This window comes from Companilactobacillus ginsenosidimutans (genome assembly GCF_001050475.1).
Classification (GTDB): Bacteria; Bacillota; Bacilli; order Lactobacillales; family Lactobacillaceae; genus Companilactobacillus; species Companilactobacillus ginsenosidimutans.
On sequence record NZ_CP012034.1, the window covers coordinates 579,642 to 591,646 of the forward strand.

Genomic DNA, 12,005 nt, shown 5'->3' on the forward strand with positions numbered 1-12,005 from the left:
CATAGTTATACTAAGATTACTAAATTTCTGAGATAAAAAAAAGACGTAATTAAACGTCCTCTAGTTAAATTTTAATTTCATAGAATTAACGAATTCATTTTCTGTACTTTGAATACGTTGTTGTGCAAGCCTCATTTGAGATTTGTTTAATTGATTTGTGTTCTCGTCAATACATTTCAAACTAGAAATCAGCTCCGAAAAATAATTGTCGAGTTTTTCTTCAATCTTGGTATTTGTTAATTTATATTTTTTTATAAATGACTGACAAAACAAATTATACTTTTTAACGTTAAGCAAAAAGTTGTCTGCTAAACGCGAATATGTTTCGTGTTTCAAAGTTTCACCGCGTTCAATTAATTCCATAGTTTTGAAATACTCATTAAAAACTACTCGATAAGTTAAAAATCTCTCAAAAAATACACTAGTGTCTAAAACTGCGGTTTTTCCAGTCGTAATCATAATAATTACCCCTCTCCAAATCGTTGTTATAATTTTAACATAGTATATTCTTATTAAAAAGATAATTTTTGCCTTATTATATTATTTATCATCTTTATCCTTAGCTAACTTTGTTACCTGTGTTCGTCTGGATTTATCATTCTTAAAAAGTCTTTGTGCTTCACTTAACTTGGCCGGACTTTTTTTTATTTCTTGAGAAATCTTAGTAAAGTCATTCGCAGACGGATCATTTTCCTTTTTATTTTTTCCAAAAAGACCCATTTTTATCTCGTCCTTTCACTATTTACAATGCTATATTATATATCATTCAAACAAAAATAACTTGTAAAAAAATCGTATTTTCATTCGTTTTCATAAAGGCATGTTTCTTTAAAAACTTTACAAGTTTGATATGATTATATTGATAAGAATTACAATTCAATACAAAGAAATGCTTGGTGATTAATTTTGAGTAAGAAAAATAAAATAATAAAAACTTTAGTTGAAAAAATTTTGGACAAGCAAAAGATTCCATATGAGGGTATCACCTTTGCAACACAAGCTGATGGTGATACGCAAGAACTCGTTACTGACAAAAGCATGCGTGATGGCATCAAAATTTACAAAACACTAGTTTTGACCGGAAATAAAACTGGACCACTAGTTGGAATGGTTGCTCTAGATAAGCATATTAGCTACAAAAAATTAGCGAAGCTGTCCGGAAACAAGAAAATTGGTATGGTACCTCTAAAGGATCTTGTAAAAACAAGCGGCTTTGAACATGGAGCAAACAGCCCTGTTGGTATCCGTTCACTTCATAACTACCCTATCTTCTTTGACACAGAGGCGGAACAATCAAAAAAAATTATTGTCTCTGCAGGTAAAGTTGGCTATTCAGTTATCATTGATCCACATGATTTGGCTAAATCAGTTAATGCAAAATTTGGCGACTTTGGTGTTGAAGAACCAGAAGCATAAAAAAAGGTTCGCATCCTGAGAGGATTGCGAACCTTATTTATTTATGCAGCGTGTAGTTTTAAATTATCGATTGCTTGTTCAATGGTAGTACCATTACCATAAATGTTGCTATCATGTACATCTACTGCTGTGAATAATTGATCATTTGTATCTAATTGAATTCTATACTTCATAATTATTCACACCTCCTTTATGTTCCGTATCTCTTAAGAGGTAGCGACTGAGATTCATTATACTATCTTATTTATAAAATTGCAAACATTTTTCTTGACATTCCACTATAAATATTCAATTATATAGGCACATCGAAAAGATAAAGGAGATATTTTATTGATAGATACATTCTTAGGAATATTTAAATTGTTCCTGATTGTCGCAGTATCAATTGCCCTATTCATTTACGTAGGAATTCCACTCATCATTACAGCTATTGGTGCTGGATTGATTTATTATTTGTACAAAAGAACACGTTTAGCTCATCAACGTGCTAGATATACACCTGAAGGTCGTAAAAAAGTAAACTAACGTATAAATGACACTCTTCTGAGTGTCATTTTTTTGTGCGTTTTCCTTTATCACTAGTTACAGAAAGAACTATTAATAAAAGACCAACAATTAGAAATGTTAAGCTTGCTTGATTTGAAAACCATTTAAATATGTAACTAAAAACACTAGCCACTACTAATATTCCACCAAGCCATCGATCAATTCTCATTAATAAATTCAAAAAATCACCACGTTTTCAGATATTGTCGTTTATGCGTTGGAATGGTACCTTTTTAACTAAAAAATATTATACTAAATATATATACAATTATACATTAAATTTGGAGGTGTCATATATGGATAAGCAAGAAAGATTATCGATATTGGACGACATTATTAAATTACAAACTGTTAATGGACATGAAAAATTAGTTGCTGATTATTTGAAAGAGTTATTTGATCAACACGGGATTGAAACAGAATTAAATGAAGTTGAAGAAAATCGTGTAAATCTTATTGCAACTATTAACAAAGATGCCCAAGGTCCTATCTTGGGATTCACAGGGCATGAGGATGTTGTTGATCCTGTTGACGAAAGTCAATGGAATTACGGTGCCTTCAACCCAAAACACATTGATGGAAAAATCATTGGTCGTGGTGCCTCCGATATGAAGAGTGGCCTGTCTGCACTTGCGATTGCACTTATTGAATTAAATGATGATTCTGAATTCAACGGTAAGATTAAATTCATTGCCACTGTTGGTGAAGAAAAAGGTGAAACTGGTGCCAAACAATTGGCATCGCAAGGCTATGCTAATGATCTTAATGCCCTTATTGTCGGTGAACCAAGTAATGGATCGTCACAAATGGTTATCGATAAACTTGTTGGAAGCGGAATGTTAAACATTGCTCAACCAAATCCAGATAAGTTTGGTCGTCACTCATTTTTTGCAGCACACAAAGGTTCAGTTGACTACCGAGTGATTTCACATGGAAAAGCTGCCCATAGTTCAATGCCACAAGCTGGTATTAATGCTCTGGATAACCTGGTTGAATCCTACAATCAACAAAAAGAATATTTTAATACGCTTACTAATGCAGTCGACGATATGTTAGGAAAAACTATTCCAGCAGTCACAGTATTTAAAGCTGGTGACCAACCAAATACTATTCCTGATTACGCTGAAATGGGCGTTAAACTGAGAACTATCCCCGAATTTAACAATGATAAAATTATTGAACAAGTTCAAGCTTTAATCAAAAAAATGAATGAAGCTGATCCTAAAATGAACTTGGAAATGGTTGTTGATAGTAGTAATTGGCCAGTTAAAACTGATTTGAATTCTAAATTAGTTACAATTGGACGTGATGTCTACGAAAAAGTTTGGGGTCAAAAAAATGTCGTCGTTGGTGCCCCAGGTGGTACGGATGCCTCTCAATTTGTTGCAGCAAACCACGATTTGGATGTCATTGTTGCTGGACCCGGTAATGAAAGTGCCCACCAAGTAAATGAATTCGTATTTGAAGACGATTACCTCCAATACATCACTATATATAAAGAAATCGCTAAAAAATATCTTGCTTAACTTATAAATACAAAATCACTGATGCGTGATGATTTCTCATCAGCATAAGTGATTTTTTTATTTTTTGGCCTCTTTGTGCCAGTGTAATTCACGATATACTCCGGGTTCCAGTGCCATGTTAACTCCTGCAACATCTTGGGAAATTGGAAGTTTACGGCTAGTTACTTCTCTAGCCCACCCTGATTCTTCTAGTCTTTGGTGAGTATCTGAGCGGCTAAATCTCATATTACTAATCGTTCCGTTATCAGTCACTGGTGGTACTAGAATGTCAGGATTTTCTTGATCACGATTAATATTTCTTGGGCCGTAATCATTCCATCATTTACCATCACTTTCTCTAAAAGTAATATTTTGTTTTATCATAAATTTGGTCAAATCACATTTTTTGAATATTAGGTCTAGTTGGAATTGTTTTCATAAAATAATAAACTTTAAGTTGCTGAATATTTGACTATATAGAATATTAATTTATGAAAGATAATTATTTAGTATTAACTTTGGAGGTTGATATATATGTACCATGCAAAAGATAATCGTTACGATAATAGTTCCGTACGCCATGCCGGTAATAGTGGATTGATGTTACCACCTATCTCACTAGGATTGTGGCGCCACTTTGGAAGTGCTGATCCCTACAAAGATCGAAGAGATGTGATTTTACACGCGTTTGACCGAGGTGTCTTCCATTTCGATGTAGCAAACCATTACGGAAACGGACAAACTGAGTTTGGAAGCACTGAAAAGTTGCTTGGTCAAGTTATCAAAGATGATTTGAGCGCTTATCGTGATGAATTAGTAATTGCGACTAAAGTCGGATATGAAATTCATGACGGTCCTTTCGGAGTTGGAACTTCCAGAAAATCACTGATCCAAGGTATCAATGATTCATTAGAGAGACTTAACTTAGATTATGTCGATATTTTTTACGCCCATCGCTATGATGACACTACCCCAATCGAAGAAACTGTCAGAGCTTTAGACGATATTGTTCGTTCTGGCAAAGCACTTTATGTTGGAGTGTCGAATTACGAAGTTCCCGAACTTAGAAAAGCTGTGTCACTCTTTAAACAACTTGGAACTCCCTTTGTACTTGATCAAATGAGCATGAACTTATTAAACAATCAAGTTGAAAAATCCGGTCTGCTCGACGAACTCAAAAATAGTGGTGCAGCAGCAATTGCATATGGGCCACTTTGTGAAGGTCTACTAAGTGATCGATACTTGAATGGAATTACCGACTCATTCAATATCCATCGTACAAATTCAGACTTATTAAAAGATGGACCAGACACACTTGTCAAAAAGCTCAATCAGCTTAATGATATTGCAAAATCTCGTGAACAAACTTTGAGCCAAATGTCTTTAGCTTGGCTGTTGAAAGATCCAGTCGTAGCTAGTGTCATTATTGGTACGACTAACGATGAACATTTAGATGACAACTTGAAAGCACTTGATAATTTAAGCTTTTCAAACACAGAAATAAACGATATCAACAATCTAATCAACTAAGTTGAATAGAATCAAATTCAAACTTATCAGCTTAAAGAAAAACTAAAACCTCCCAGCTATTTCTAGTTGGGAGGTTTTTTTAATTCTACTATAGGATGAATTTATTAATAATTTCTGCAAGTGCATCATGGTTATTGTCAGATTTTGTAATGTATTTTGCTGCTTGCTTTACTGAATCCAAACCATTTGCGACACTAATTGGTAATCCTACAACTTTGAGCATTGATAAGTCATTTCCATTGTCTCCAACAGCAATGATTTCATCAGACTTAATATTCAACTTTTCACCTAATTGAATCGCGGCACTACCTTTGTCGACTCCCGCTGGATTGAATTCCACATATCTATCAGATGAAAAGGTAGTTGCCAATGCAGAAGCATTAACCTTACTTTCCACCTTTTGCTGCATTTCTTTTCTCAATTCCATTGTTGGCAAATCCATGATTATCTTCATAATGTTTTTATTTTTAAAAATAGAGAAATCATTTGAGTCCATTTGATTGAATTCAACTCCTCTACTTGTGAGATAGTTTGCATCGTCATCCTTTAATCCATATATGAACAAGTCATCTTGCAAATAGACGTGGACATCTGCATTGGCATCGGAAATTCCAATTTCAAAAATGGTTTTGGCAATTTCATAATCCATTGAATTTACCTGAATAGTCCGATTATCTTCATTTTCTAAAATCAATCCGCCATTATAGGATATTGAATATTGATCAGGTAAACCTGAAAGATTAGTTTCTTTAAGTACGTTTTCAAATGACAAGTAACTGCGTCCAGAATTCGGTACAAAGTAAACTCCCTTTTCTACTGCTGTTTTAATTGCGCCAATATTTTTCTCACTTAATTCTCCATCGTCTTTCAACAAAGTCTCATCTAAATCGCAAACAATCATTTTATACATTAAGTTTTACCTCCGCATATAACTATACTTTTTGATATGGAACATGCGCCATTTCTGGAACTTCATTCCAAGGAACAGGATAACCAGCACCATGAGCGCAAAATACTGAGTCAGGTGTGTTTTCTAAATCACTGACCGGATTGTAATTTATTTCTTGAACTACTTTTTCGGTATCATGACATTCAAAGAAACCGTCAATGATACATTCCAGATCACCTTGTCCGTGTGTATATTCTCTAACCTCTTGGGCATAATCTGCCATTTCAGAAACCGGTGCTCGACCGGTAAGTGTTGTGGTCGCATAAGTAGAAACGTTATTTAACGGATCCAATTCACCATGCATCTTTTGAATATCATTCATTGCTCGACCAACTTCATTTTGATTGATGATCAACTTGAATCTGTACCAAGGTTCTAATAAAACATTGCCGCTTTGCTCTTGAAGCATCATTAATCCTTGTCTAACAGCTCTCCAGGTGGCCTGTCGAAAATCACCACCCACTGAATGTACATTGCTACCACGTCCATTAATCAACGTAATTTTGATGTCAGTTAATGGAGCACCCACTAAAACACCTAAGTGTTGTTTTGCTGACAAATTACTTAACACTTGATGTTGCCAATTACTAGGGAGCACATCTTGACTGCAACTAGAGGCTATAGTGATTCCTGAGCCACGTTCTCCCGGTTCAAGCAATAAATGTACCTCTGCATAATGACGCAGTGGTTCAAAGTGGCCAACAGCTTCGACTGATTTGGAAATTGTCTCTTTGTAAAGAATTCTTCCCTGATCGAAGTCAATACTCAAATCAAAACGTTCAAGCATAATTTGTTTCAAAATCTCTAATTGGATTACGCCCATGACCGAAATAGTAATAATTTTAGAATCATTATTCCACTTAACATTTAATTGGGGGTTTTCATCATTCAATTGATTCAAAGCTGTTAAACAGGTGTTAATTTCATTATCCATTGAATTAAGTTGATAACTCAAAACCGGTTGTATCATTGATCCAGCCTGACCCGATATGTTTCCTAGCGCCAAACCCGGAAAAGTTTTTGTTAAACCTGTTACCGCACCTACTTGATTTGATTTCAATTCTGAAGTCGTATTATATTTTTCACCATTATAAATTCTAATTTGGTTAACCTTTTCATCTTTATAAATCAGGGATTTAGTCTTAACAGAACCGCCGTAAACTCTGATCCAGCTAAGTCTTTCTCCATGATCATGGGTAACTTTAAAAACCTTTGCGGCAAAGTCAGGAAGAATCTCATTTTCCGTAGTCCATTGATTTAGTCCATCTAAAAATTCTGTGATTCCAGTGTTTTTTAATGCTGATCCTGTAAAGCAAGGAAATATTTTACGCTGATTAATCAATGTTTGAATGTCCGTGTCAGACAGTCCATCGTTTTCTAAAAACTGTTCCACCATTGCATCATCTTGTAAGGAAATTTCTTCTTGGACATCATGGTCAACAGAAGCAAACGCTATACAACCAGTTGAGAACTCATTTTGAAGTTGATCCATTACATTCGAGAGTTCTGCTGTATTGGCATCCGCTTTATTAATAAAAATAAAAGTTGGTACTTGATATTTGTCCAATAAACGCCAAAGTGTCCGAGTATGACCTTGAATCCCATCAGTAGCAGATACAACCAAAATCGCATAGTCCAATACTTGAAGTACTTGCTCAGTTTGACTAACGAAATCAATATGACCTGGTGTGTCTAGTAATGTCACATTCATGTCTTTATATTGAAACTCGGCCTGATGTGAAAAAATTGTAATCCCGCGCTTTTTTTCGAGCGCATCAGAATCTAAAAATGCATCACCATTATCGACTCGACCTAAATTACGTATTTCCCCTGAATCAAATAACATGGACTCAGAAAGTGTGGTTTTACCAGCATCAACGTGTGCGACGATACCAGTGATAATATCCTTCATTGAATTAGCACCCTCTATTTTGAAAATATCTAATTTATCAAATTACCTATATTTAATAATTCTATCATCTAAATGATTAATTAAATTGATTATAAAGAATTTTGCAATAAAAAAACCACGAAAATCAATCGTGGCTTTTTCCTATCTTGTATATTTGTATTTGTTTGTAAACTTAACTGTCTTCCCTTTTGGTAAAACAATATCACCAAAGTCTTTGTGGTTAATTGCATCTGGTAAATATTGTAATTCAGTTGCTAAACTGCTGTATTCATGCTTTTCAGCTTTATCGGAATCTTTGGGATTAGCAGTGAAAATAACCATGCCATTGCGATCAGAATATAAATCGACTGAACGTCCATCACCACTTAATGTAGCAACAGATGATTTGGTATTGCCGATTACATAACAATCATCAAATTCAATCTTTTGATTTTCATCATATAGGTCTTTTAAACCTTGAGCAATTGTTCTTGGCTTTCTAAAGTCGTAGCCGGATGTCATCGGAAGCATGCCACCAGTAGGAACCTTGTCACCGTATACTGCTAATGACTTGTCGGCATTAATTTGTAGTGACATGTCACTTACGTCTGACTGATCATTTAACAAATTGAAGTACACGTGACAGGTTGGATTAAACAACGTATCTTCAGTGCTGACGCCAGTATATGAAATTTCAACTTCATCATTTTTTGTCAACTTATATGTAATAGTTAAATCCAAATCACCAGGAAAATTGTCTTCAGAGCTCTTCATAGTTGTCTTGAAGGTAACACTTTTGTTCTTCTCATCCATTTCACTACTGAAATTATGAGTTTGAATTCCATTGTTACCACCATGAAGTAAGTTATCCCCTTCATTTGCTGGTAAATGAAATTGGTTACCATTAATCGTAAATTTCGCATTACCGATTCTTCCAGCAACACGACCAACATTCCTTCCGACTTGATAACCATCATTTAAGTATCCATCTAAGTCATCATAATGTTCAATCAATGAGTGACTAACTCCATCTTCAACAACTTCGAAGTTTTGCCAAGTAGCAGCGTAACTCATCACGCTAATTTTCGTTTTATTATCATTTTCAATAGTATAAAGTTCGACGTTTTCACCGTTTACTTGGCCAAAGTTTTTCTTGCTAATCATTCAATTGTCCTACTTCCATCGCTTTTTGAATATTATTTAATGTTAAATCTGTTGTACTAGTAAAATTGATATCCGCTTCGTTCAAGATATTAGGATCACCAATACCGATAGAAGTCTCTCCAGCAGAATTAATTGATTCCACACCGACTTTTGCATCTTCAATACCAATACATTCTTCAGGCTTTAAGCCCAATACTTCAGCACCACGTGCGAAGATTTCAGGATCTGGTTTACCATGTTTCAATGTTGATGGATCAACTTTCTCCTTGAAGTATTGTGCCAATCCTAATTGTTCAAGGACTAGTGGGGAATTCTTTGAAGCAGAAGCTAATGAAAGTTTGTAATCATGCTCTTCTAGAGATGTTAAAAAGTCTGAAATTCCTGGTAAAATTGCTGAAGCATTCATACCCTTCAAAAGTTCCAAGTAGTTAGTATTTTTCTTCGCAGCATATTTTTCTTTTTCTTCTTGTGTATAGTCGTTTTCCTTACCACCAGTTTTGAGAATTAATTCAAGTGAATCCATACGGCTAACACCTTTAAGATTATTAGCCAAATCTTCACTCCATTGAACACCCAATTCATCAGCTAATTGGTGCCAAGCTTTTGAATGATAAACAGAAGTATCTGCGATAACACCATCTAAATCAAATACGAATCCTTTAATGTTTTTAAAATCAACCATTCTTCATTCTCCCTTCAAAAAAAGTGCCTGAATTATAGATAACTCAGACACCCAATCATTAATTAGTTTGTAGTGATTCTAATGAAAGAGGCTTTCCATCAACCTCAATGTTTAGTGGTTCTCCTGAGATTAATTTGAAGTGACTACCTTTATTATCAACGGCAACTTCAATTACTCGTCCTCTAAATACTTGTCTAAATGAATAGCTATTCCATTTTTGTGGTAAGAATGGTTTATAGCTTAAAGTATCGTCGTGAACTCTCATTCCAGCAAAACCTTGAACAATTGAAATCCAGCCACCAGTCATTGAAGTAATATGCAAACCATCAACGGTGTCATTATTATAGTTATCTAAGTCTAGTCTAGCTGTTCTCTCATATAATTCAACCGCTTTCTTTTCGTAATGAAGGTCTGCTGCGACTACAGAATAAATTGCTGCAGATAGACTTGACTCATGAACAGTCAATGGTTCGTAGAAATCAAAATTGTGTTTCTTCTCCTCTTCAGTAAAACTATCAATGAAGTCATACATAACTTGAAGTACATCACCTTGTTTGATGTATGGTGAACGTAAAATTTTATCCCATGACCAGTGCTGATTAATTGGCAATTGATCTGCAGGAATTGAACTTACAGGTTGTAAATCCTTGTCCAAGAAACCATCGTGTTGAACGAAAATATCCAAATCTTTGTCATATGGAAGATACATCCTATCAACAATGTCTTGCCACTTAGCTTTTTCTTCATCTGAAACATTAAGCTGTTTAGCTTGTTCTGGTGCAACTTCGTTAAGAACCTTCAAGGTATATTCAAGTGTCCAACGAGCCAAATAATTAGTATTCCAGTTATTATCAACGTTATTTTCATACTCATCAGGGCCAGTGACACCATGAATCATGTATTGATTATTTCGTTGACTAAAGTGAACACGATCAGCCCAGAATCTAGAAATCTCGGTTAATACTTTTGAACCTTCATGTAAAACATATGATTTGTCACCGGTATAACGGGTGTAATTATAAATTGCAAAAGCAATATCACCATTACGATGAATTTCCTCAAAAGTAATTTCCCATTCGTTGTGGCACTCAATACCGTTAAAGGTAACCATTGGATAAAGTGCACCCTTTAAGCCCTGCTCTTGGGCATTTACATAGGCACCATCTAACTGTTTATATCTATACATCAACAGATTCTTAGTAACTTCTGGCTTAGTAATTCCTAGATAAACAGGGACAGCAAAGGCCTCAGTGTCCCAATAAGTTGCTCCACCATATTTTTCACCAGTAAATCCTTTTGGACCAATATTCAATCTTGCGTCATCACCATAATAAGTAGTGAACAATCCAAACAAGTTAAAGCGGATTCCTTGTTGTGCTTCGTCGTCACCCATAATTTGAATATCGGATTGTTGCCAACGTTCTGCCCAAACATTACTATGTGCAGTTAACAATTGATCGTATGAGCTATCAGAAATTGTTGATGAAAGATTATTCATAGAAGCTGTCAAATCGGCTGTTGAATCATAATCACGGGATGTGACAACTATAACTCTCTTCTCAATTGTACCAACTTCATTTTCGTTCAACTTACCTGAGAAAGTAGTGGCTGTTTCCAAATCAGTAACTTCATTATTAACTTGTTCAAAACTTGTAACGTATGTCGCTTGCATTCCTGATGTAAATCTTGGAGTACCAAAATCATTTGCTGTTGTTTCAGCTACTAAGCTATTTTCATCAATATGGCGAACTTCCCAGAAATGTTCATCGTAGTTAGCATCCTCATTCTTAACGTTAGCATCAATTGAGGAAATTACTTTAATATCGACGGGGTTCGAAGATAGGTTCTTGAAAATAACTTTTTGAACAGATAATTCCTTTTGCGCAACACTTAAAAATCTTTCAAAATCAAATTGAATTTTGCTATCACCCTTTGTAACAACAAATGAACGAGTTAGAACAGCATTTTTTAAATCGAGATTAAGGTCAAAATCTGAGATTGTATCCTTGGCTAAATCCAATTTTGAACCATTGATCTCAAAATTCATTTTGATGAAGTTTACCGCATTGATAACTTTACCAAAATACTTAGGATAACCATTCTTCCACCAGCCTACTCTAGTCTTATCTGGGTACCAAACACCTCCTAAATAAATTCCTGGTAAACTATCTCCAGAATAATCTTCATCGAAGAAACCACGCATACCCATATATCCATTACCTAAGCTGGTCATAGATTCCTGCAATCTTTTGTTTTCAGCTTTGAACTCGTGTGTTTCTACATTCCAAGGTTGAACTTCAAAAATTCTTTTCATCTTATCTA

The 12,005-nt window shown here is 34.9% G+C and carries 12 protein-coding genes and 1 pseudogene; 4 read left to right on the plus strand and 9 right to left on the minus strand.

Going from position 1 to position 12,005, the window contains the following annotated elements; all coding sequences use genetic code 11:
- Positions 1 to 60 precede the first annotated feature (60 nt).
- Together ABM34_RS03020 and ABM34_RS03025 are read right to left on the minus strand one after the other, a co-directional pair.
- The gene (locus ABM34_RS03020) at positions 61 to 459 is read right to left on the minus strand and encodes a hypothetical protein (protein ID WP_048703231.1); all 399 of its coding nucleotides are present in this window, start codon (positions 457 to 459) and stop codon (positions 61 to 63) included.
- Positions 460 to 540: 81 nt separating this feature from the next.
- Positions 541 to 720, minus strand: coding sequence for a hypothetical protein (locus ABM34_RS03025; protein WP_048703234.1), 180 nt, complete (start codon positions 718 to 720; stop codon positions 541 to 543).
- Positions 721 to 903: 183 nt separating this feature from the next.
- Between ABM34_RS03025 and ABM34_RS03030 the strand changes: the two genes are divergently transcribed.
- Positions 904 to 1,416 (plus strand): aminoacyl-tRNA deacylase, encoded by a 513-nt coding sequence (locus ABM34_RS03030; protein ID WP_417924668.1) that lies wholly within the window; start codon positions 904 to 906, stop codon positions 1,414 to 1,416.
- 41 nt (positions 1,417 to 1,457) lie between these two features.
- Here the strand turns inward: ABM34_RS03030 and ABM34_RS13475 are convergent, their stop codons facing one another.
- Entirely contained in the window at positions 1,458 to 1,589 is a 132-nt protein-coding gene (locus tag ABM34_RS13475) for a hypothetical protein (RefSeq protein ID WP_257719943.1), read from the minus strand.
- Between the two features lie 157 nt (positions 1,590 to 1,746).
- Here ABM34_RS13475 and ABM34_RS03035 point away from each other — a divergent pair, with 157 nt between their 5' ends.
- Complete coding sequence (locus ABM34_RS03035) at positions 1,747 to 1,941, plus strand: hypothetical protein (RefSeq protein WP_048703240.1); 195 nt, start codon at positions 1,747 to 1,749, stop codon at positions 1,939 to 1,941.
- 317 nt (positions 1,942 to 2,258) lie between these two features.
- Positions 2,259 to 3,488: a M20/M25/M40 family metallo-hydrolase gene (locus ABM34_RS03040; protein WP_048703242.1), complete on the plus strand. Its 1,230-nt coding sequence runs from the start codon at positions 2,259 to 2,261 to the stop codon at positions 3,486 to 3,488.
- A 63-nt stretch (positions 3,489 to 3,551) separates the two neighbouring features.
- Here the strand turns inward: ABM34_RS03040 and ABM34_RS13035 are convergent.
- A pseudogene (locus ABM34_RS13035) lies at positions 3,552 to 3,851 on the minus strand (oxalate decarboxylase); the annotation flags it as partial.
- Between the two features lie 150 nt (positions 3,852 to 4,001).
- On the opposite strand from ABM34_RS13035, the gene ABM34_RS03045 reads away from it, so the two are divergent.
- On the plus strand, positions 4,002 to 4,997 hold the full coding sequence (locus ABM34_RS03045; protein ID WP_048703244.1) for an aldo/keto reductase: 996 nt from the start codon (positions 4,002 to 4,004) through the stop codon (positions 4,995 to 4,997).
- An 88-nt stretch (positions 4,998 to 5,085) separates the two neighbouring features.
- Here ABM34_RS03045 and ABM34_RS03050 read toward each other — a convergent pair whose 3' ends face one another.
- The 5 genes from ABM34_RS03050 to ABM34_RS03070 form a co-directional block, all read right to left on the minus strand.
- A complete protein-coding gene (locus tag ABM34_RS03050; RefSeq protein ID WP_048703245.1) occupies positions 5,086 to 5,907 on the minus strand; it encodes a Cof-type HAD-IIB family hydrolase in 822 nt (273 codons plus the stop codon).
- A gap of 22 nt (positions 5,908 to 5,929) precedes the next feature.
- Positions 5,930 to 7,858, minus strand: coding sequence for an elongation factor G (locus tag ABM34_RS03055; RefSeq protein WP_048703247.1), 1,929 nt, complete (start codon positions 7,856 to 7,858; stop codon positions 5,930 to 5,932).
- A gap of 141 nt (positions 7,859 to 7,999) precedes the next feature.
- Positions 8,000 to 9,001 (minus strand): aldose epimerase family protein, encoded by a 1,002-nt coding sequence (locus ABM34_RS03060; protein ID WP_048703249.1) that lies wholly within the window; start codon positions 8,999 to 9,001, stop codon positions 8,000 to 8,002.
- Entirely contained in the window at positions 8,994 to 9,683 is a 690-nt protein-coding gene (gene pgmB / locus ABM34_RS03065; RefSeq protein ID WP_048703251.1) for a beta-phosphoglucomutase, read from the minus strand. The genes ABM34_RS03060 and pgmB overlap by 8 nt, the downstream gene beginning before the upstream one ends.
- 58 nt (positions 9,684 to 9,741) lie before the next feature.
- Positions 9,742 to 11,997, minus strand: coding sequence for a glycoside hydrolase family 65 protein (locus ABM34_RS03070; protein ID WP_048703254.1), 2,256 nt, complete (start codon positions 11,995 to 11,997; stop codon positions 9,742 to 9,744).
- Positions 11,998 to 12,005: the final 8 nt, after the last annotated feature.